Annotated in this window: 20 protein-coding genes and 1 tRNA gene; 13 read left to right on the top strand and 8 right to left on the bottom strand. The window is 55.7% G+C overall.

The genetic code is table 11. From position 1 onward, the window contains the following. The 5 genes from ACWIUF_RS19325 to purQ all read left to right on the top strand — a co-directional run. Nucleotides 1-264: hypothetical protein (locus ACWIUF_RS19325; protein WP_448574168.1), on the top strand; the 264-nt coding region annotated here is incomplete at its 5' end. A gap of 79 nt (nt 265-343) precedes the next feature. Next, nucleotides 344-1,213, top strand: a complete 870-nt coding sequence (locus ACWIUF_RS19330) for a calcium-binding protein (protein WP_448574169.1) — start codon at nt 344-346, stop codon at nt 1,211-1,213. A 63-nt stretch (nt 1,214-1,276) separates the two neighbouring features. Continuing rightward, nucleotides 1,277-2,065 (top strand): hypothetical protein, encoded by a 789-nt coding sequence (locus tag ACWIUF_RS19335; RefSeq protein WP_448574170.1) that lies wholly within the window; start codon nt 1,277-1,279, stop codon nt 2,063-2,065. 123 nt (nt 2,066-2,188) lie between these two features. Continuing rightward, nucleotides 2,189-2,476, top strand: coding sequence for a phosphoribosylformylglycinamidine synthase subunit PurS (gene purS, locus ACWIUF_RS19340; RefSeq protein ID WP_448574171.1), 288 nt, complete (start codon nt 2,189-2,191; stop codon nt 2,474-2,476). Nucleotides 2,477-2,479: 3 nt separating this feature from the next. Then, the gene (purQ, locus tag ACWIUF_RS19345) at nt 2,480-3,184 is read left to right on the top strand and encodes a phosphoribosylformylglycinamidine synthase subunit PurQ (RefSeq protein WP_448574172.1); all 705 of its coding nucleotides are present in this window, start codon (nt 2,480-2,482) and stop codon (nt 3,182-3,184) included. Between the two features lie 16 nt (nt 3,185-3,200). Here the strand turns inward: purQ and ACWIUF_RS19350 are convergent, their stop codons facing one another. The 3 genes from ACWIUF_RS19350 to ACWIUF_RS19360 form a co-directional block, all read right to left on the bottom strand. Beyond that, a complete protein-coding gene (locus ACWIUF_RS19350; RefSeq protein WP_448574173.1) occupies nt 3,201-3,896 on the bottom strand; it encodes a potassium channel family protein in 696 nt (231 codons plus the stop codon). A 143-nt stretch (nt 3,897-4,039) separates the two neighbouring features. After that, nucleotides 4,040-5,374, bottom strand: coding sequence for a TrkH family potassium uptake protein (locus ACWIUF_RS19355; protein ID WP_448574174.1), 1,335 nt, complete (start codon nt 5,372-5,374; stop codon nt 4,040-4,042). 337 nt (nt 5,375-5,711) lie between these two features. After that, a complete protein-coding gene (locus tag ACWIUF_RS19360) occupies nt 5,712-6,059 on the bottom strand; it encodes a zinc ribbon domain-containing protein (RefSeq protein ID WP_448574175.1) in 348 nt (115 codons plus the stop codon). A gap of 177 nt (nt 6,060-6,236) precedes the next feature. On the opposite strand from ACWIUF_RS19360, the gene tftA reads away from it, so the two are divergent. From tftA to ACWIUF_RS19375, 3 genes are all read left to right on the top strand, one after another. Continuing rightward, on the top strand, nt 6,237-7,610 hold the full coding sequence (tftA, locus tag ACWIUF_RS19365) for a hormogonium tapered terminus morphoprotein TftA (protein ID WP_448574176.1): 1,374 nt from the start codon (nt 6,237-6,239) through the stop codon (nt 7,608-7,610). A gap of 10 nt (nt 7,611-7,620) precedes the next feature. Next, on the top strand, nt 7,621-7,956 hold the full coding sequence (locus ACWIUF_RS19370) for a Dethiobiotin synthetase (RefSeq protein WP_448574177.1): 336 nt from the start codon (nt 7,621-7,623) through the stop codon (nt 7,954-7,956). A gap of 234 nt (nt 7,957-8,190) precedes the next feature. Then, on the top strand, nt 8,191-8,508 hold the full coding sequence (locus ACWIUF_RS19375) for a YkvA family protein (protein ID WP_448574178.1): 318 nt from the start codon (nt 8,191-8,193) through the stop codon (nt 8,506-8,508). 415 nt (nt 8,509-8,923) lie between these two features. On the opposite strand, the gene gcvT is transcribed toward ACWIUF_RS19375, so the two are convergent. Next, nucleotides 8,924-10,045: a glycine cleavage system aminomethyltransferase GcvT gene (gene gcvT / locus ACWIUF_RS19380; protein ID WP_448574179.1), complete on the bottom strand. Its 1,122-nt coding sequence runs from the start codon at nt 10,043-10,045 to the stop codon at nt 8,924-8,926. Between the two features lie 365 nt (nt 10,046-10,410). Between gcvT and ACWIUF_RS19385 the strand changes: the two genes are divergently transcribed. Further along, nucleotides 10,411-10,482: transfer RNA gene (locus ACWIUF_RS19385), tRNA-Lys, on the top strand. A 51-nt stretch (nt 10,483-10,533) separates the two neighbouring features. Here the strand turns inward: ACWIUF_RS19385 and deoC are convergent. Continuing rightward, on the bottom strand, nt 10,534-11,223 hold the full coding sequence (deoC, locus tag ACWIUF_RS19390) for a deoxyribose-phosphate aldolase (RefSeq protein WP_448574180.1): 690 nt from the start codon (nt 11,221-11,223) through the stop codon (nt 10,534-10,536). A 297-nt stretch (nt 11,224-11,520) separates the two neighbouring features. Between deoC and ACWIUF_RS19395 the strand changes: the two genes are divergently transcribed. Continuing rightward, nucleotides 11,521-12,387: a shikimate dehydrogenase gene (locus ACWIUF_RS19395; RefSeq protein ID WP_448574181.1), complete on the top strand. Its 867-nt coding sequence runs from the start codon at nt 11,521-11,523 to the stop codon at nt 12,385-12,387. On the opposite strand, the gene ACWIUF_RS19400 is transcribed toward ACWIUF_RS19395, so the two are convergent. Further along, nucleotides 12,384-14,120, bottom strand: a complete 1,737-nt coding sequence (locus ACWIUF_RS19400) for an EAL domain-containing response regulator (protein ID WP_448574182.1) — start codon at nt 14,118-14,120, stop codon at nt 12,384-12,386. The two genes, ACWIUF_RS19395 and ACWIUF_RS19400, sit on opposite strands and share 4 nt — an antisense overlap. Nucleotides 14,121-14,276: 156 nt before the next feature. Further along, on the bottom strand, nt 14,277-17,033 hold the full coding sequence (locus ACWIUF_RS19405) for an ATP-binding protein (RefSeq protein ID WP_448574183.1): 2,757 nt from the start codon (nt 17,031-17,033) through the stop codon (nt 14,277-14,279). 537 nt (nt 17,034-17,570) lie between these two features. Here ACWIUF_RS19405 and rsfS point away from each other — a divergent pair. From rsfS to ACWIUF_RS19420, 3 genes are read left to right on the top strand one after another with little or no spacing between them, the layout of a single operon-like run. Further along, a complete protein-coding gene (gene rsfS, locus ACWIUF_RS19410; protein WP_448574184.1) occupies nt 17,571-18,026 on the top strand; it encodes a ribosome silencing factor in 456 nt (151 codons plus the stop codon). A 14-nt stretch (nt 18,027-18,040) separates the two neighbouring features. Beyond that, nucleotides 18,041-18,556: a CGLD27 family protein gene (locus ACWIUF_RS19415; RefSeq protein WP_448574185.1), complete on the top strand. Its 516-nt coding sequence runs from the start codon at nt 18,041-18,043 to the stop codon at nt 18,554-18,556. A 51-nt stretch (nt 18,557-18,607) separates the two neighbouring features. After that, a complete protein-coding gene (locus tag ACWIUF_RS19420; RefSeq protein WP_448574186.1) occupies nt 18,608-19,162 on the top strand; it encodes a DUF2854 domain-containing protein in 555 nt (184 codons plus the stop codon). 132 nt (nt 19,163-19,294) lie between these two features. Here the strand turns inward: ACWIUF_RS19420 and ACWIUF_RS19425 are convergent, their stop codons facing one another. Further along, on the bottom strand, nt 19,295-20,161 hold the full coding sequence (locus tag ACWIUF_RS19425; RefSeq protein ID WP_448574187.1) for a WYL domain-containing protein: 867 nt from the start codon (nt 20,159-20,161) through the stop codon (nt 19,295-19,297). Between the last annotated feature and the right edge of the window lie 222 nt (nt 20,162-20,383).

Here is a 20,383-nt window from a genome sequence, read left to right on the forward strand (position 1 = left end):
GGGGGGGGCCGTTTCCGGACGATGGAAGATCAGCTTGAGGAAAAAGAGAGTGTCGGCGTATTTGGCAGTGTCGGGCTTCAGATTGCCCCGAAGACAGCCCTGATTACGGAATGGTCAGGGTCTAGCGTGAATGTGGGCGTTTCCCATGTGCCGTTCCGCAATACTCCCCTCTTTATCTCAGCGACCGCGATCGATGTAGCCAATAACACGGGCTATGGCACTCGATATGCCATCAGTGGTGCTTATGGGTTTAACTTCCGCTAATTCAATCCCTTGGAGTTACCCCTTACCCTCCTGCGTTGGCAAACAATACCGTGTAAACCCTATGTGATGGAGTGGAAGAATGGTCCAGATTTTTGGTACCCCTGGCCCCGACAGTCTTCAGGGCAACCGTTTTAATCCCGTTGATGGTTCTGGCAATGATGTGTTTGGTCTGGAGGGGAACGATACCCTGCGGGGTGGTCCAGGTCGCGATCGCCTCCTGGGTGGACGTGGAAATGACTTAATTTTAGGCAGTGGTAATGACAGCCTGTATGGCGGTAGAGGCAATGACACCCTCATTGCCAGCGATGATGCTGGTTTAGACTTTCTCTATGGCGATCGCGATGACGATATCCTGATCGGCTCCCGCTTTGGGGGCACCCTGATGTTCGGCGGGAAGGGCAACGATACCCTTTACGGTGTTCCCGATTCCCTGTCGGGTGAGTTTATGTTTGGGGACCTGGGAGATGACGTGCTCTATGCGGAAGGTCAAAGTACATTATCGGGTGGCGGCGGTGCCACTACTCCAGACGTGAACGATGGTAATGACACGTTAGTTGGGGGCTTTGGGAACCAATTGATGGTTGGGGGTACCGGGGATGACACCTACCTATTCCAGACTGCCGTCCGGAAGCAAGTGGCAGGCCGCTGGGTTACGGAAGGGGGCTATGGGGGCGAGGATGTGATTCGGGGGTTTGCGGCGGGTCCCAATGCTGGCGATACGATTCGTTTTAACAGCCTGCAGGGGGGGGATGTCGTCCGTTTAATCGATACCCCCGGTATTGGTGTGGTGGTAACTCTTCAAGGGTCGGTTACGAATACAATTGTGGTAGAAGAGGTCACTTTAGCTAGCCTGATCGCGCCCGATAGCAATGATGTGTTTGTCAACGGGGGCGTCGTTAATCAGAATACGGGTAACCTGATCGGGGGGACCCTAACATTTACAGTTTAAGTTGACTGTGGGCAGTCGCAGTCAGTCTATCCAGACTATCCAATCACGAAGGAGAGCCGGATCATGTCATGGCAAACACCGCTTGCTTACAGTTTAGGAATCGCCTTGCTTGGGAGTGCTGCGATCACAGGCCTTGCAGTGCCGGCCCAGGCAGGATCAGCGAAGGTCCCGATCGACTCCGCTGGCATTGGCCTTTCTAATATTCTCAATCGGGGAGGTATTCTCAACAACCCCCCTGGCTTCGGTCCTCCACCCACCCCACGCCAGTTGGAGAAGGGGATTAACGAAAATATCAATAATCTCCTCCAACCCGATCGTGGCCCTTTTGGGCGCACCGTCTTTTTTGGTCCGGAAGGTCCCCAACGAGTGGGTCCCAATGGTCAGGTGCGGAGCTTTGGCTTGTCTCCCAATGCGGGGTTGCGAACGGGTAGTGCCACGGCGGGGGATGTTGTTACGGCCCAGGATGTGGTGAATGGCTTAGTGCAACCAGTGGCCCAATCGTCCGTGCCCGTGATTACGCCAGAAGTTGCCGCCCTGTTTACGGGCACTGTCCCAACTAACTTTGTCCAACAACTGGTCACCCCTGTGACAATTGCCGATGCCCCTGTGCCTCCCCCCACCTGGTTAGAGACGGAAACGGTGATGGCAGCGGCAGATCAACTGACAACGGCAGTGGCTGGCCTCGTGGCACCGGAGCGCCAGGTGACGATCGCGGAGGTGAATCAGGGCATTACGGCCTATAATCAATTGATCAGCGTTATGGCCCTACAGGACCCGGCCCAGCTAGAAAGCTTCCCCCACCTGAACTCGGTCGGGGTGATCCTGAGTGCCCTACGGCAAACGGCATCTTAGCGAGTCAGGTGAGTCTCTGGAATATCAGCCCTTGGGGTGGCGGTCAGTGCGAATCCTGCTGTCGTGTTTGATTACCGCATCTGCATCCTAGAATAGGAGAGCGTTGCCGCTGAGGGAAAATTTGTGAGTGCCCAAACCTATCAGGCCCAAATCTACGTCACCCTACGTCCGTCGGTGCTTGATCCGGCAGGAACAGCCGTGCAGTCGGGGTTACACCACTTGGGCTATACCCGCGTGGCCGGAGTGCGGATTGGGAAATATATTGAACTCACCCTAGAGGCCGATAGCTTAGAGCAGGCCCAGCAGGATCTCGATCGCATGTGTGATCAACTTTTGGCCAATCCGGTCATCGAAAACTATCGGTTTGAGCTAAGCAGCCTGGGGCCAGTGCGGGTTACCCGTGAGGTGTAGCAGATGAACTTTGGTGTTGTGGTTTTTCCGGGGTCCAATTGCGATCGCGATGTCACCTGGGTAACCCAGGGGTTATTGCAACAACCCACGCGCCTGATTTGGCACGAGGAGACCGACTTAAGCGGGCTGGATGTGGTGGTGATCCCTGGCGGCTTTAGCTATGGAGACTACCTGCGCTGTGGGGCGATCGCCCGGTTCTCCCCCGTGATGCGAGCCGTGGTTGAGTTTGCCCAGCGGGGCGGCTGGGTATTAGGGATTTGCAACGGCTTCCAGGTGTTGACCGAGGTGGGCCTCCTGCCCGGTGCCCTCACCCGGAATCGGGATTTACATTTTATCTGCGATCGCGTTTACCTGCGGGTGGAAGGGGGCCATCGCGTTTGGACCCAGGGCTATGCGCCCCAGGCCGTGATTACCCTGCCGATCGCCCACGGGGAGGGCCACTACTACGCCACTGCCGACGAACTTAGAGCTTTGGAGGATCATCAACAAATCCTGTTCCGCTATTGCACCGCCACGGGTGACATCACTGCTGAAAGTAACCCCAACGGGTCCCGCCACAATATTGCTGGGATTTGTAACCGCCAGGGCAACGTTCTGGGGATGATGCCCCACCCGGAGCGGGCTGCGGATGCCCAACTTGGGGGAACCGATGGTTTAGTCCTCTTCCAAAGCCTCTTACCAGCCAAGCCGTTGGTGACAATGGGCTAGGCGGGGGCGCGGGGGCCTAGACCGGTAGGCGATCGATATCGCGGTTACTGCCGATGACGACCATAATCTGACCCTTGACCAGTTTCTTCTGGGGTTGGGGGTTGATCTGGAATTTTTGATCGGCCCCGATCGCCAGCACACTAATGCCATAGTTACGCCGAAGATCCAGATCGGCCAGCGTTTTGCCGTCAAAGCGTTCAGGAATGACGACTTCGACAATGCTGTTGTCGGGATCAAGCTCAAAACGATCGAGAATGCGCGGCTTGGTGAGGGCACGGGCCAGTTGACAGCCCATCTCCCGTTCCGGGAAGACCACCAGATCCGCCCCCACTCGCTCTAGGAGCTTGCCATGAATTTCTGACGACGCCTTGGCCACCACATGGGGCACCTTGGCTTCCTTCAGGTTCAGGGTGGTGATAATGCTTTCTTGAATGTAATTACCGATCGCCACAATGACCGTATCAAAATCCGAAATGCTGGCTTCCTTGAGGGCGGAGGGTTCCGTTGAGTCCAACTGCAAGGCGTGGGCCACAACTCCATCGTGCAATGCCTGATCCACCAGCCGCTCGTTGGTGTCAATGCCCAGCACCTCATAGCCGAGGTTGTGCAACGTTGCACACACGGCCCGCCCAAACCGCCCCAAACCAATCACGGCAAACTGGCGATTATTGCCCAGCAGCGTACTAAAAAAATTCAAAGAGGATAAGTTCACCGTTGTGTCATCCTACCGTTGTGCTCGTTGTGCTGACGATCTATTGTCCCCTAGGGGGAGAAACCCCGCTCAGGGAAGGGGGAGATTCTGGTCATCCTTTCTCCCAGCTTACGTCTGCGGCTAGGGAATGCCTGAGCCAAGGCTTAGCCCACAAAAAGATTGGCCTCAGGATAGTTCACCGCACTGGGTTTGGGTTCCGTGATCAGGGCCGACATCAGCATCAGGACCCCCACCCGTCCCATATACATAATGACAATGAGCACCCCCTGGCCAAAAACCGAAAGCTTAGCGGTAATCCCCGTCGAGAGGCCCACCGTCGCAAACCCAGAGACCACCTCAAAGAAGATCTGCACAAAATCGAGATCGGGGTTACTAAAGGCAATAAACGTCGTGGCCAGAATCACCACCGTGGCCGAACCCACCACAATGCCGACGGCCTTAATGATTAAGGGCATGGGAATTTCCCGCTGGTAGCAGACAACCTCTTCCCGACTGCGGAGAGCTGTTTCTGTGCAACTAAATAGGACCCGTGCGGTCGTTGTTTTGATCCCGCCGCCCGTCCCTCCTGGACTGGCCCCAATAAACATCAGCACAATCATGACAAACAGGGAGGCGATCGTCATCTGACCGATGTCAATTGTATTAAAGCCGGCGGTGCGGGTGGTGACCGACTGGAAGAGCAGGCTTAGAAAGGCGGCGGGCATAGACATCCTGCCCAAGGTGACCGGGTTGCGGAATTCGGTAAACAGCAGGGCTAGGAAGCCTGCCACTAACAGGGTGAGGGTGGTGGTGGTGACCACACGAAAATGCAGCGAGGGGACATAGAAGGTGCGACTTTGCAAACAGCGATCGCGTAGCCACAGGTACATTTCCATAATCACCTGATAGCCAATGCCGCCAAAAATAATCAGAATCGCGATCACGCCGTTGATCACCCATGAATCACGGTAGCGAATCAGGCTATCCGGGAATAAACTGAACCCCGCATTATTAAAGGCACTAATACTGTGGAATAAGGCTAGCCAGATGCCCTGGAGGCCGCCAAAATCCTGGATAAAGGTTGGGAGTAACACGAAAGTGCCGGTTAGCTCAAAGAGCAGGGTCATGGCCAGAATGGAGCGCACGAGTTGGGGGCCACCAGCGATCGCGGGCAGATCCAGGGATTGCTGTAGGGTGACGCGATCGCGCAAGCTAAAGCGCCGTCCGACCAGCAGCAGTAACACCGTGGTTGAGGTCATGTAGCCCAATCCACCGACCTGCACCAGCGCAATAATGCACAACTGCCCCCAAAAGCTGTAGTAGCTACCCACATCCACCACAGAGAGGCCGGTCACACAGACCGCTGAAGTGGCGGTAAATAAAGCGACCAAAGGATTGCCCCAACCGCCTTGGGCATGGGCAATCGGTAAGCATAACAACAGGGTTCCCAAGCTAATCACCGCTAGGAAGCCGAGGCAAATAGTTCTGGCAGGGGTCATGTTAGCCGTAGGGAGCACTCCACAAAAGCGGTTGGTATATTTTGGGCGTCTCTACAGCCTTTTTTATCTGAGTAAAGGACAGGCAAGGTACTCAAGCCCCTTGTTCACGCTATAGCAATCCTAAAGGGTTCGTGAGGGATTGTGGTGCAGGCTTCTAGCCTGCGCGGGCAGGATGCCCACCCCACGCTCATCCATCACCTGAGATTGCTATAGGAATCCTTCAGTAGAGCGCAAAACGCTGTATTGAGGTCCTATTTACGCCTCTCATCTCTATTTAGGTTAATATCCCGTTTCGGCTTTCGTAACCCCTACCGGCTTGACTCACCCCTAGGGCGACTCAACGGAGGGCTAATACAAGGCTGACGACCAATAGCCCTAGGACGATCCACCCAACAGGGGTGAGGGGGGGCCAACGTCCAGTCCGGGCGGGGCGACGATCGGCCTGAAGCCAAGCTTGCTGTTGTTGCTGACTCACATATAGGGTACATTCCTGGGCATAGGGGCGCTGGGGAAAGGTGCAAGTATCATCGGCCTCGTAGACACAACTTTGGCAAAGATAGGCATCCGTTTCGGTGCGGTAGAGGGGAATACCGGGATGGCCGAAGGCTTTCAGGGACGTTTGGCAATGGGGACACGCGATCGCCTGAGTAGGCACCGGTTGATGGCAAGTAGGACAGTCCGACATTAATCCGCGATCGCCTGTAAACACAACATTAGCTCCATCTTGCCACGCTCGCCGCTGGGTATGTCTTCGTGCCTTCGTGTTGAAACCGGCACCTAGTCAACTTTTCCCAGCAACCTAGGGGCAAAATGGACAACTGTCGTTATAGTAGACAGGTTAAAAATAGGCTACCGGGTTGCAATGGGACGGATCTTTCTTTCAGCCGGTCGCGGCGGGTTTGAAGGTTTAGAGCGAGATGTGGGCATCCAAGTGGCGGGTACGACTGAAGCCCAGGAAATGATCCTGCTCCGGGACTGGATTGTGGCTGAACTCACGACCCGTCAAGCCGAAGTGTTGGCGGTCCCGGATGAACTCAGTGCCGCCCAGACGATCGCCTGGATCAACGAGCGCATTCAACCGGGGGATGTTGCCCTGGAGATCCACGCCGACACCCTAGATCCCACGGCAGTACGCGGGGCCACGGTGTTTTACATTAGCCAGAATCAGAGCCGCAAAACCCAAGCCGAACAGTTGATCTTTGCCCTCCTGCGCCGGGTCCCCCAACTGCCGAATCGGGGGGCTAAGCCCGACAGTGCCACCAACCTGGGCCAGTTACCCTTCTGCCGTGATATTATTCAGCCCTCGTTACTACTTCAGGTAGCCTGCCTAAGCCATGCGGACGATCGTGCCCTCCTGCAAAGCGCCCGGCGGGTGATTGCGGCGGGAATTGCCGATGGCCTGGTGGCCTGGCGGCGATCGCTCCTGACCCAGGAACCGATGCTATCCCCGGCGACAATCCCTCAGACCCACTTGACCTTCCCACCGTGCAAAATCCTGATTAATCAGCAGCCCTATGGGGAGCAGGGGATTGATGTGTATGGCAACGCCTATGTCCCGATCGATCTGGCCGATTGTCTGGGGATCGATCTGCCCACCACTCCCCCCGTGCGGCGGATTCGCTACCGTGGCATTGTTTATATCAAAGCGATCGACCTGCGGGACTTTGGGATTTGGCTCCAGTGGGATAGCGCCGATCGTACCCTGGCCATTCGCTCCCTGGCCCGCCTGCATTTAGATGAATTGGCTCCCATTATGGGCCGGGGGCAAACGAGCGAAGTCCAGTTGACCATGTTCCTCAAGGCCAACCATGAGTCAGCCCTGGCGGCAGTCCCGGACCTGGCCAAACTCTATCGGGAAGAAGCCCTGATTGAAGGAGTTAATCATGACATTGCCTTTAGTCAGATGTGCCTGGAAACCAACTTTTTGCGCTGTAGTGCTGGGTTACCGGCGGATGCCTATAACTTTGGTGGATTGGGTTCAGGGGGGGGAGCCAGCGAAACCCTGCGGTTTGCCAGTGCTCGCCTAGGGGTTCGCGCCCACCTGCAACACCTCAAAGCCTATGCCTGTGCTGAGCCACTGGTACAGGAGCAAGTTGATCCGCGCTTCCGGTTTATCACCCGTGGGGTTGCCCCCACGATCGCCGCGCTCAGTGGGCGTTGGTCTGCCGATCCCCAATACGGGGCCAAGGTGCTGGGTATTCTACGCCGCCTCTATGAATCAGCGGGATTGTTGTAGTTGTAGCTGTATGGACTTCAAAACTGCCCAGGATTATTTACTGCTCCAGGCGGGTCGCCAGCCTGCCGTCCAGGAGGAGGTCTTTCTCGATCGTCTGCAACGGGGGCAGCCCCCCATTCCCGGTCAGGTCACTACGCTTTTGTTAGCCCTCAAGGTGATTCTGGAGGGACTACGACAGGCGGAATACCTCGATCGGGAGCTAGCCTGTGCCTTGCACCTCCTGGCCTACGAGAGCCGCCAGTTTTACACAGCGGGCCTGCAAGCGGGCGTCAGTTGGCCCCCCCTCCTGCATGAAGACCTCGAACGGATTGCCCAACTGGTGCGCCAGATTTTCCTCAATACCTAGGGGGGTGGCTAGCCCAAGGGGGAGCATCAGCGTTTGGGGCCTTGCTGGCTCAACACCAACCGACCTTCTGTAATTTGAATATCTGTCTACTCTCGATGACTACGCTGGCCCGTTGAGGTTACAGGGTAGGTTCCCACACGGTTGAGGGGAATATCCACACCGATCGCGTCGGTCTAAATTTGGCAGGATGAAAGCAGTAACGGCATGCTTTACCACTGCCCAGAGGAGACAACCATGCGCTTTTCGATTCAATCTATTTACAAATGGTATCGGGGCCTGATCCGCAATCCCAAGTACCGGGGCTGGGTGATCCTTGCGACGATCGCCTACCTGATCTTGCCTTTCGATATTTCGCCTGACATTTTCCCGATCGTGGGTCAGCTTGATGATGTCATCATCGCCACGCTCCTGGTTACAGAAGTCTCCCAATTGGCGGTGGATTGGGTGAAGGGTCGCACGGGTCCCCAAGCCAAACCGACGACGCAGCCTGTAGGGGTTGCCGCCGCCCCAGCCGGTCCCACTGTGGATGTAGAAGTATCGCCCCTTTCGTAACCGTAATGCCCCTACAGCACTTCCATATTTAGTGAGGTACAGACAAGGGGCTTCAGCCTCTTGTTTACAAGGCTTGACAGTACTTCATTAAGGAGAGAACGGCTGTAACCGTAGTAATTGTGCGTTTAACTCCAGGATAATGATGTGTGGGGTGGGCATCTTGCCTACCCTGTTTATCATCTTGCCTGCCCTGTTGATTATGGGCACCCCGAAAAATATCAATCTTGCGCTCACACGCCACGTAATCTCGTCGGTTGGGGCAGTTGAACAGCCCCGATCCTCAGTGCGAAGAACTTTTATTTAGGTGCATCCTACTTTTGCACCCCTCACCTTAAATCCCTCTCCCACCAGGGGAGAGGAACGGTCAGTGGCACCCCTTCTTCCATAAGAAGCCCAGGGGTACTAGCCGCAGTCATTAGGGCGATCGATAAAAAGGCCGTTTGACGATCGTGGCGGGACAGGGTTTACCCCGAATAATGACGCTGAGTTCCTGACCGATCGCGGCTAATTCTCTGGGCACATAGGCCAGGGCGATCGCTTTTGCCAGCGTGGGGGACCAACTGCCACTGGTGATTGTGCCGATGGGCTGATCACCGTGGTGAACGGGATAATCATGACGGGCGATGTTACGACCCTGCATGACGAGGCCCACCAAGCGACGGGTTACCCCCTGCTGACGCTGTTCCTGGAGGCGCGATCGCCCGATAAAATCCACCGCCTTATCCCAATGAACCAACCAGCCTAATCCGGCTTCCAGGGGCGTCGTGGTGGCATCAATGTCTTGGCCGTAGAGAGCCATTGCGGCTTCGAGGCGGAGGGTATCCCGTGCCCCCAAGCCACAGGGAGTAACCCCTGCTGCCAGGAGATCTTGCCAAAGTGCAACGCCAACCGTCGCCTCAACCATGATCTCAAACCCATCTTCCCCCGTATAGCCAGTGCGGGCCAAAAAGGCGGGTTGTCCTAACACAGTTCCCTGGATATGCCCAAAGCGGGGGACGGTATTTAAAGGTTCAGCGACAAAGGGTTGGAGGGTGGCGATCGCCTGGGGGCCTTGGACGGCCAGGAGGACTTGGGTTGTCGTCAGATCGAGCAGTTGGGTGGGTTGGGTGCCGGGGCTGGCCAGATGGGCGGTGATCCAGGCGCGATCGCTTTCCCGTGTTGCTGCATTGACGATCAGGGTGAATTGGCGATCGCCGCTCACAATCCCCTGGTCATAAATAATCAAATCATCTAGGATGCCTGCCTGTTCGTTGAGCAACACCGTATATTGACCCTGGCCCGGTTGCAGGCGACTCAGATCGGACGGCACTAGGGCTTGCAGGTGGGTGAGTACATCGGGTCCCCGCAGGCAAAATTTACCCATGTGGGACACATCAAACATACCCACCGCCGTGCGCACGGCTTGGTGTTCCTGGGTAATGCCCTGAAACTGAATCGGCATCTCCCAACCGGCAAAGTCGGTCAGGCGGGCGTTAAGGCTCTGGATGGCGGCGAAGAGAGGGGTCCGGTTAGCGATCGCGGCTGAGTCTGTCACCATTTAGCTCTGTCACCCTTTAACAGGGGGTAAGGTTTAGTTTGGGCATAGTCAACCTCTCAATCCTAGCAATCCCTTTCGTCATCCCTGGGGTTATTTTCTCGCGATCGGCGATGCGGACTCACCCAAGCAACGTCTTGTCGGTCATGAGCCAAGGGTGACCGGCAGGGGCAATGGCGCTTCTGTAGCTTTGGGGTGTTGATTGAGGTGCTGACTCTGGAATGCCATGCGTGGGGAGCGGCTGAGATCCCGACGGGTGTCTGATCGCCAGCGATCGCGATTCCCCCTATCTAACCCCAGTTTTTTTGTGATACCCTAGACAAGGCACATTGATGAACACCGTCAATGATCAGTGTGTATTCACCTAAGGGTCGCTAGCTCAGTGGTAGAGCACTCGGCTTTTAACCGATTGGTCCTGGGTTCAAATCCCAGGCGACCCATTATTTCCGGCCAATTAGCTGCATGGCAGCTTCCCGTCCGCCTGATCGCAGCTACGCCCCCCCGTCCTGCCCCCGGCCTATCTCCGCCTGTTGTTGCAACAGGGCTGGCCCACGGGAGGTTCCCAATCGCGTTGCGCCTGCCTGGACAAGGGCGATCGCCTGCTCCAGGGTCCGAATCCCCCCGGAGGCCTTGATGCCCACCCGGCCTTTGGTGATCTGCTTCAGCAGGGCCACATCCGCCACCGTGGCCCCTCCCTGCCAGCCCGTACTGGTTTTGAGGAACGCTACCCCCGCATCTAGGCAAACTGCGGCGGCTAATTCCTTTTCCGCTGGGGTGAGCAGACCCATTTCCAGGATGGCCTTGATCGGTTTACCCGTTGCCTCAGCGATCGCGGCTATTTCCCGGTACAACTCGTTAGTGTTCCCCACCTTCAGCCAGCCCAGGTTAATGACCACGTCCAACTCCGCCGCCCCGTTGTCAACAGCCTCTTGAGCCTCATACAGCTTCACAGCGGCTGTTGTGGCTCCGGTAGGAAAGCCAATCACCACACACACCTGCGATCGTTTGCCGTGGAGCCACTCCGCCGCCAGTCGCACATGGCAGGGAGCCACACACAGCGTCGCAAACCGAAAGCGATCGGCGATCTCACACCCTTGGCGAATATCCTCCGGGGTGGCAGCGGGGTGCAGGACAGCGTGGTCAATCAGGGGCGCAAGATCCAGGTCAGTAGGAAAGTCCATCGGCTAGAAGGCGTTTTGAGTGGTGCTCGTAGGGGCGGGTTGTGGGTTGATGGGAAACCGACACCCTCAATCAACCCGCCCGTCTTGAATTTTGCCGGGTTGGGGTGGGTTGTGTGCCTATCTTACCGGGTGACCAACCCTCTTGATAAACCTGCCCATTGGGAATTTGGAATTTTGAACGCTAGGGAACCCGACTGGCAGCAGAGGAAACATCGCAGAGTATAGTAAACAGGTGTCTTCTGCGGTTAGGGTGCTGATGGGGCAACCTGACTCAGCCTACTGGGTTTGGGGATAGTCATGCAACGGATTACGGGAACAACAAAACTGTTAGGGGTTATCGGTGATCCCATTGGCCACTCCCTTTCGCCTGTGATGCACAACCGGGCGATCGCGGAATTGGGGATGGACTATGTCTATGTCCCCTTCCCGATTAAGGCAGCGGCTCTGGCGATCGCCATCCAAGGCTTGGCGGCGATCGGGGTGCAAGGGTTTAGTGTCACGATTCCCCATAAGCAGGCGATCGTCCCCCTGTTAGCGGAGGTGACGGCCCTCGCCCAGGCGGTGGGGGCGGTAAATACCGTGTGGTGGAATGGTGCGGGCTGGAGTGGCACGAATACAGATGTGGCGGGGTTCCTGGCTCCCCTACAAGGGCGTTCGCCGGATTGGCGCAATACGAGGGCGGTGATCCTGGGCAATGGGGGGGCAGCACGGGCCGTCGTCGCGGGTTGTTACGAATTAGGGGTCGGCGCGATCCAGGTGGTAGGGCGGCAACCGGCTAAGCTGGCCCAGTTTGAAAACAGTTGGCAGGCGGTGCCCTGGTCGTTGCCCCTAACGGTGCATGGTTGGGATGCCTTGCCCGACCTGGTGGCCCAGGCGGATTTGTTGGTGAACACGACCCCGATCGGGATGACACCCCACCCGGATCAGTCGCCCCTAACGCCCGCGATCGCGGCCCAGATTAAACCCAGCGCGATCGTGTACGACCTGATTTATACGCCCCAACAAACTCAATTCCTTCAGCAGGCCCAACAACAAGGGGCCACCGCGATCGGGGGATTGGAAATGCTGGTCCAACAGGGGGCCGTTGCCCTTGCTCAGTGGCTCCAGTGTCCGGTGCCCATTGCCACCATGCGCCAAGCCCTCCTTGAGGCCCTTGCCACCTAGGAGAACTTCAGATCCGCCTGTTGGATCGACTTACAGAGAAAGCGTTCAAAGTCAGCCGCCGGTAGGGGTGGGCTATACCAATAGCCTTGAATAGCATTACACCCGTGCTTTTGAAGGAATTGCACTTGATCTTCAGTCTCCACCCCTTCTGCAATCACCTTTAATTTCAGGGTTTGCGAAATGGCAATAATGCTGGTCACTATCGTGGCATCCCGTGACCCTTCCTGAATGCGCCCCACAAACGCCCGATCGATCTTGACGGCATCCAGGGGTAAACGACTGAGGTAGTTGAGAGATGAATAGCCCGTGCCAAAGTCATCTAAGGCAATTTGAATATCCTGCGATCGCAGGGCGGTCAGGATCTCAATACTGGCTTCGAGGTTATCAATAATCCCCGTTTCGGTCACTTCTAGGGTGAGGAGTTCGGGTGTCGTGTTCGTTTCGGTGAGTACCTGCTTCACGGTAACGGTAAAATCTGTTTGTTGCAGTTGTCGCGCCGATACATTGACAGAAACCCGTAGGGGTAACAGGCTGCTTGACTGCCACGTTTGGGCTTGCAGACAGGCGGTTTTGAGCACCCACTGGCCAATTTTCACGATCGCGCCTGTTTCTTCGGCCAAGGGAATAAATGTTTCTGGTGAAATCATCCCTAGTTCCGGATGTTGCCAGCGTAGGAGGGCCTCTGCTCCAATAATCCGGCGGGTGATGAGATTGACTAGGGGTTGATAATACAAGTGGAATTGACCGCGATCGATGGCCATATCCACGTCCATAATCAAGCGCTGTCGTTCATTACTTTCGGCATCCTGTTCCGGGTTATAAAACTGGTAGTGGGTTTGGCCGCGTTTTTTGGCCGATCGCATCGCTAGATCGGCATGGTTGAGTAAAACATCCCCGTTATGACTATCCTGGGGATACAGGGTAATACCCACACCAAACTGCATCCGCACCTCTTGACTGGCAACGGTATAGGGTTCCGCCAGAATTTCGAGCAGGGTGTGTATCCACTGCTCCACTTCCTCTGGTTGCGATCGCCCGGCCAAGAGCAGACAAAATTCGACCCCACTCAACCGCGCCACAACGTCACTCGGTCCCAGACAATCCTGCAATCGGGTGGCAATCATCTGCAAGAGTTGATCCCCCGCCACATGGCCTAAATTGCTATTCACGGCATTGAAGTGGTTGATATGGAGGCAGATGACGGCTAGCAAGGTCTGCCGTTGACGGGCCTGTTGCAGACACTCATTCAGTTCGTGGCGGAGCAAAATACGATTCGGTAAATTGGTCAGCGGGTCCCGAAAGGCCAATTGCTGTAAGCTATAGGTGGCCCGCTTCATCTCATCAATATAGGGCTGGGTGATGGCTTCCTGTTTGGCTAATCGTGCCGCGATCGCCTCACTAAGTTCTTCACTAGTAAACGGCTTCGTTAAATAATCGTCCGCGCCCAAATTCATCCCCCGCCGAACATCCGTCTTATCTGCCTTGGCACTTAGGAAAATAAAGGGAATGTGGGCCGTTTCCGGATCTTGGTTCAGGGTTTGGAAAACTTCATAGCCATCCATTTCCGGCATCATGATATCGCACAAAACAAGATCAGGGAAATGGAGGCGTGCTAATTCAATGCCCTGCTTGCCATCTGCTGCCGCGATCGCCGTATAGTCCAAGCAGTCCAGGATTGCAATAATCTCCTCTCGTAGCGATCGCACATCTTCAATGACCAGAATCGTTTTCATAATGAATCCACAAACCATCTCTAGATAATATTCCGATCAGAATTCAGAGAAATCACTAGCATTAACCATAAACATCAGCCTCGTATTTAACAGTTCATCAATAAAAGTATTGCTAAGTTAACAAGAATAATAATCACAGATAACACCTTAAAAACCTTAAGGACGAATGGGTAATTGGATCGTAAAGGTTGTTCCTACGCCAGGCTGACTGGCAACTTGAATCGTTCCTTTATGGAGATCGACTGCATTTTTCACGATCGCCAAACCCAACCCCGTGCCGGGTAGGTTGCTGACGTTGTTCGCCCGATAAAACTCTTCAAACAAATGGATCTGATCCTCTGGAGAAATCCCAATACCTTCATCTTTGACGACAAAGGTGACTTGGTGCTCATCCCAGCTCAGAGCTAGCGTTACCGCCCCACCGCTTGGAGAATATTTTACCGCGTTCGTGAGCAGATTGGTCAACATTTGTCGCAGCAACTTTTCATCCATCTCAACCCAAAAGCTAGGGCTAGCTGATGTTTCTGAGAGCAACGCTGAGGGAGAACTGCTGACAGACAACGTTTCCTGAAGTTCGCAATCGGGCTGACCAGGATAGACAAATACCAATCGATGCGCTTCTGCGATTAATGCCAATTCTTCAAAGAGCGACTGGCAAAATTGGATGAGTTCTAGGGGGGCTGGATTGAATTCAGCTCGACCCGCTTCAACTTTCCCTAGGAGGAGAATATCTTCAATTAAATTCGTTAAATGTTTGACCTCCCGTTGAATTTTATCCAGACGATCGATTTTTTTCTCATCGGTTAGCTTATGGCCGAAACGTTTCAGCAAATCACTACAGGCAAAAATCGTTGCCAGGGGTGTCCGGAATTCATGGGAGGCAGTGCAAATAAAGCGGGATTTCAGCTCGCTAAGTTCCTTCTCCTTGGCGAGTGCCCGTAAGACTTCGGCTTCTGCCTGTTTCCGTTCCACTAGCTCCACCTCCAGCTTGGCATAGAGATCGGCCTGTTGAATGGCAATCCCAATTTGGACCGCCAGTTTTTCCAGGATATCCACCTCCCACGGTCGCCATTGGCGGGGTGAGGAGCAATGGTGCGCAATCAGCAGTCCCCAGAGTTCTTCGCCAAGGAGGAGCGGCACCACCAAATTGGCCCGAACCTGAAGATTGGCCAGCATTTCGATATGGCAAGGTTGTAGGCCGCTGGTATAGATATCGTCGATCGTGCGGGTCCGACCCTGTTGGTATTGCTGCACATAGTCTTTCATGAAACAGGAGTCATGGATCACCTTGCCGAGGAGCGGTTGCCAAGCGGGATCAGTGGCTTCGACGAGGACGGCCCCACTCCAATCGGGATGGAAGCGATAGATCACCACCCGATCGGTCCTGAGGAAGTGGCGAACTTCGGTCACTGCCGTTTTGAGGGTTTCCTCTAGACGCAGGGATTGGCGGATACGCTGGGCGATCGCGGCTAATAGATGTCCCCGCTCTACCTGCTGGGCCAGATCCAGTTCAGCCTGCCGTTGATTGGTAATATCATCCAGGGTGCCGGAAACCCCAATGATCTGTCCATTGACCCCTCGCATCGCACTGGCGGAGACTTCGAGCCAGCGAAATTGGCCTCCCTTCGCCCGGTAGCGCACGGGAACCCGCGACATCCCCTGTAAATCCTTGCCCTGGAGGATTTCCTGAAACCGGGACCATTTTTCTTCACGATCGGCAGGATCAAGGTAGTCCAGGAAGCAGGTTCCTAAGGTTTCAGCCACGGGATAGCCCATAATCGTGGTCCAGGCGGGATTCAGAAAGGTCCATCGCCCCTCCAGATCCCGCTGAAACACGATGGTTTTGAGGCTATCAATCACGCTGCGATGTTTACGCCAACTGGCCCGGAGGACTTCTTCCGTTTGACGGCGTTCCTGGATTTCTTTTTGGAGTCGCTTATTGAGGTGTTGCAGTTCCTGGGTCTGTTGCCGCAGGGTCAATTCTAGGGCCTGGTTGGCTTCTTGTATGGCACTGTCACTGCGACGATCGCTGATATCAGTGACAATCCCTAGCATCCCAATGACGCGGCCATTGGGGTCATGGATGGTATCGGCACGCAGGAGCACCTGGAGGGTGCGGCCCGTGTGGGTTTGGTGTTCCAGTTCTCCTACCCAGCAGTTGCCATTGCGCAGGGTCTGAAAAATCTCGCTGACGGCCTCCTCATCTTTGAACACCGCTCGTATGCCGCCACGAGCATTAAATTCGGCAGGGGTTTCGCATTCGTAGACCTTACAAAAGGCCAGATTTTGGTAGAGGTGATTACCCTCCGGATCGGTAATGACGATCGCGTCGCTGGAACACTCCACGGCTTGTCGATAGCGCCATAGGGCCTTCTCCAATTCCTGCTGATGAATCTGGCATAACTCGTTAATGTGGGGCTGGGCCAGCAGCATGGACAGATGTTGCGAGATGGCCACCCCCAGCACCTCATAGGTGGGGGTGACCACCGGTAGCTCAGACATTCGGCATTGTTGCATCCTGGCCAGCACACTGAGGATATCCAGGGGTTGGGTTGGATCGGCATGGACATAGGCGGTCGGAGGTTGCTCAATCGCGGCGGCCACGGTGAGATCCATCAAGGGCTGGCCACTGGCCAGTAACCGGACCACATCGCGGTTGCGCAAAACCCCTACCAGGCGCGATTGTTCGACCACCAGCAGGCAAGTGCTGGACGGCGGCAGGGGACGGCTGGACTGCAAGTGTGGTTCCCCCCCCTTGCCCCGTTCCCCTCGTGTGTTTTTGGTGGCTTGCAGGGCGGTAATGGCGACGTGTAGGGGGGTATTGAGACGGACTTGGGTGGGTGTACGATCGAGCCAACTGGTCCAGTCTAAAGCGGGTTGAAGGTGTGACGGTGAGGGCAAGTCCAGGGTCATGGGGGATGGGAAAACCTCAAATTGTCATGGGGGGTGGGAGCAATGGCAACGGCAGAATGCCCTAGCGCAAAGGGTCAATGGCAGGACGATCGCAGGTGGCAGGGAGTCGTATGATGCAACTGGCTATGGGCACCCTCCTGCTCCCAACAGTCAAGGGGGCAGGTTAGTCAGCCGCGATCGCGGAGCTTCTACTTCTTAGATCTACAGGATTTTTAAGCGTGTGCTGGGAGATTTTGGGAAATTTCCGCGATTTTACGGATCTGCGATCCCTAGGGCGCTTCTGCGGACGCCCTCATCGGGCAAGTTCACCGTTCAAATTGCAAAATTCAAGTTTCCAGGGACATCCCGTCTGGCACTTGGTCACGGGTTGATTCTTAAGGCAGCAGGGTCCTTTAGGGGTGACCCCCGGAGGGATGATCTATCATGGTCCCATTAGCTGTTATGGGCAGTCGGGTCACCCGCAGATTTGGCACTGTGATCGTCAGGGGGTGATCTGCCCGATAGCTGTACTTGTTGTTCATGAGGAATTGGAACTGAATGCTAAATGACATCCCGCACGTCTTAACGACCCAACGTCCCCTGGCCCCCGCTCCGAATCCGGAAACGAGCGGGGATGCTTACGGCCTTGCCCTGACGATCGCGGCGGCGGCGGATGAGCGCAAAGGGGCTGATATTGTGGTGCTGAAGGTGGCGGAGGTGTCCTATGTAGCTGATTATTTTGTGATTGTCACGGGGTTTTCGAGTGCCCAACTGCGGGCGATCGCGCGATCGATTGTGGAGCGGGTGGAGGAAACCTGGCAGCGGTTGCCCCGGAATGCGGAAGGGCAGGCGGAGGGGGGCTGGATTCTGCAAGATTATGGCGATGTGGTGACGCATCTGTTTCTGCCCCAACAACGGGAGTTTTATAACCTGGAAGCCTTCTGGGGCCATGCGGAGCGAGTGGTCCTGCCCGACTTGAGTCTAGCCAACCCCCAACCCCCCGCGTTATCCTAATTGCTGATACATGCATGGATATGCCTTCACCCCTGCCAACTTGTCCGGTTCCCGTTGAGCAACAACCGCTCAATGAATATGAGCATTTGCGGGAATCCTGGTTTTTCCGTTGGGCCACCCGGCCTTGGCCGCGTTATCTGGGCATTGTGATCTGGATCTGGGGGGGCAGTTGGCTGGTGGCTGGCCCTGTGGCGGCAGCTAGCTTTCCGATCGCTAAATATCCCCTGCAATTTTGCCTGAGTGGTGCCCTGGGGGCCAGTATCCCCCTGTTGCTAGCTTTGACCCATCTCTATCTGGGCTGGCAGTATGTGGCCCATCGACTGGCCAGTGAGCAAATTTCCTATGAGGAGTCGGGCTGGTACGATGGTCAACTCTGGCCGAAGCCAGCGACAATGCGCGATCGCGATCGGCTGGTGGTCACCTATCAAATTCAACCGTTATTGCGCCGGATGCGGTGGACGTTTGCGGTATTGGGTGGCCTGTGGGTACTGATTGCTGGGATCTGGTGGCTCTGGGCTAGCGTAGACTGATTAAACCCCTGTCTGTTGACAAGGCTGTTCTCAATAGCGGGTTTCGCCATCATGTTTCGTAAAACCTCTCTCGGTAGTCTGGGCCTCTGGGTGGGCGGCACGCTGACCCTGGTTGGGTTTATTGCCTACTTTGGGCTGGATAATGCCACCTTGAATCTGGTGGGTTTTTTTTATGGCTTTCCGCTGTTACTCGGTGGCTTGGCTCTGAAGTCTTCGGAATTAGCGCCGGTTCCTTTTAGTCAACCGACAACGGCGGCGGTCCTGGCCCTGCGGCAAGCCCAAGCAACGCCGATTCAAAAGCAGGTGCGCGAAGATCTCGATCGCTACCGCTATGGTCAAAAGGCCCACTTTGATAAAGCCTTGGCCTACCTGGGGTTAAGTCCCTCGGACGAGGCACGACCGGTGTTGACGGCGATGCGAGAAACGGCGATCGACGATGCCTATGCCCTGATTCTAGAGTTTGACTCGCCCCAGATTCCCCTCGCCACTTGGCAACAAAAGCAGGAGAAGCTGACTAGTTTCTTCGGGGCTGGCGTGCGGGTAGCAGTGGCCCAACCAGCGGACGATCGGATCGAATTGAGCCTCATTGCCACACCCACTGCCTAAGCAGCCGTTAAAGATCACCGTTTGAGCAGCGACCACGAATAACGATGTTTGGCGCCTTCGGGTCAATCTGCCAAGTTTGTAAGACGACCTTAGCCGTCGTTTTGGTCGTTGTTTGGGTGCGGTTGTGGGGGGTTATGGGGCTAGGGGGAAGTAGTGTCGGGTCATGGCGAGGGCGTCGGCGGCAAAGCGATCGCGGACGGCTGGTGGCCCTATGATGAGGCAGTCGGCTCCATAGCGGCGGATTTCACGGTAGAACCAGAAGGTGTTGTGGATGCGTCGGACGATGCGTTTGCTGGCCTGATCGGGGAGCCAATCAATGGCCAGGTCGGCGGTGGTTTTGGGGCGGTAGCCAAAGGCGAGGTTGCCGAGCAGGTGGAATTCAACGTCGATCTGGCTAAGTTGGGGCTGCCAGGGACCATCGGTGGGGGAGATCACGGTTTCGGCGGGGATGCGATCGAGGCGGAGGGACCAGTTGTGTTGGAGGGGTTCGATATCCTGATTGCCGTCGGTTTCGTCGCACCAGCAGTCGAGATATTGCTGGTCCTCGTGGCGTTCGATGCGGGCGTGGCGAATGGTGAAGCTCCAGATGCGGCCTGCGGCGTCTTGATAGGCAAGGCGAAAGGGGTGTTGACGGCGTATCCAACCTTCGATGTCTTGCCGCCAGGGGGGGCTAGGGTGATTGACCCAGGTTTGAATTTCCTGGCGCAGGGGCAAGTTAAGTTCGCTGCGTTCGAGCAGTAGGTGGGCGAGTTCGTAGGCAGCGGGGATCTCGTCGTGGGTTTTAAGCCAGCCGAGGATGCGGTTGAGGGTGTTGATGCGATCGTGGCTCCAATCGTGGTTAATGCCCAAGCGCAGTTTACCCTGGGCGATCGCTTTAATAAGTTTTGATACGTTAGGTTTCTCGCCCCAGGTTTGGCCAAAGGCGAGGGCAAGCTGCTCTAGTTGGGCTTTTTCGTGCTCGGCGATGGTGAGGGTGATGGAGGGTCGTCGGCGCACCATAGGGGGATCTTCAAAAATGTACGTGCACTTTATCGCCGCATTGGTTGATCTGATTCTATTTTGTTGGTAAGAATGGTGCTTAACCCAGAAGTGTTGAATCCAGATATAAAACTTTACACTTTAGGGTGCGAGAGTCATACAAGCGTTTCTGGAAGCAAATCGTAGCTCCAATGGACGAGCGAACAGCGACGGCTGAGTTCTAGTTGCAAATAGCGAAACTTG

The organism is Trichothermofontia sp., assembly GCF_053493415.1.

Bases quoted from the DNA above. Each gene is read 5' to 3' on its own strand.
- purQ (WP_448574172.1), top strand. From the start codon at position 2,480: ATGAACTTTGGTGTTGTGGTTTTTCCGGGGTCCAATTGCGATCGCGAT.
- ACWIUF_RS19400 (WP_448574182.1), bottom strand. From the start codon at position 14,120: ATGAAAACGATTCTGGTCATTGAAGATGTGCGATCGCTACGAGAGGAG.
- deoC (WP_448574180.1), bottom strand. From the start codon at position 11,223: ATGGACTTTCCTACTGACCTGGATCTTGCGCCCCTGATTGACCACGCT.
- ACWIUF_RS19370 (WP_448574177.1), top strand. From the start codon at position 7,621: ATGGACTTCAAAACTGCCCAGGATTATTTACTGCTCCAGGCGGGTCGC.
- ACWIUF_RS19405 (WP_448574183.1), bottom strand. From the start codon at position 17,033: ATGACCCTGGACTTGCCCTCACCGTCACACCTTCAACCCGCTTTAGAC.
- ACWIUF_RS19360 (WP_448574175.1), bottom strand. From the start codon at position 6,059: ATGTCGGACTGTCCTACTTGCCATCAACCGGTGCCTACTCAGGCGATC.
- ACWIUF_RS19330 (WP_448574169.1), top strand. From the start codon at position 344: ATGGTCCAGATTTTTGGTACCCCTGGCCCCGACAGTCTTCAGGGCAAC.
- ACWIUF_RS19375 (WP_448574178.1), top strand. From the start codon at position 8,191: ATGCGCTTTTCGATTCAATCTATTTACAAATGGTATCGGGGCCTGATC.
- ACWIUF_RS19335 (WP_448574170.1), top strand. From the start codon at position 1,277: ATGTCATGGCAAACACCGCTTGCTTACAGTTTAGGAATCGCCTTGCTT.
- ACWIUF_RS19395 (WP_448574181.1), top strand. From the start codon at position 11,521: ATGCAACGGATTACGGGAACAACAAAACTGTTAGGGGTTATCGGTGAT.
- ACWIUF_RS19425 (WP_448574187.1), bottom strand. From the start codon at position 20,161: ATGGTGCGCCGACGACCCTCCATCACCCTCACCATCGCCGAGCACGAA.
- ACWIUF_RS19415 (WP_448574185.1), top strand. From the start codon at position 18,041: ATGGATATGCCTTCACCCCTGCCAACTTGTCCGGTTCCCGTTGAGCAA.
- ACWIUF_RS19420 (WP_448574186.1), top strand. From the start codon at position 18,608: ATGTTTCGTAAAACCTCTCTCGGTAGTCTGGGCCTCTGGGTGGGCGGC.
- tftA (WP_448574176.1), top strand. From the start codon at position 6,237: ATGGGACGGATCTTTCTTTCAGCCGGTCGCGGCGGGTTTGAAGGTTTA.
- rsfS (WP_448574184.1), top strand. From the start codon at position 17,571: ATGCTAAATGACATCCCGCACGTCTTAACGACCCAACGTCCCCTGGCC.
- ACWIUF_RS19355 (WP_448574174.1), bottom strand. From the start codon at position 5,374: ATGACCCCTGCCAGAACTATTTGCCTCGGCTTCCTAGCGGTGATTAGC.
- gcvT (WP_448574179.1), bottom strand. From the start codon at position 10,045: ATGGTGACAGACTCAGCCGCGATCGCTAACCGGACCCCTCTCTTCGCC.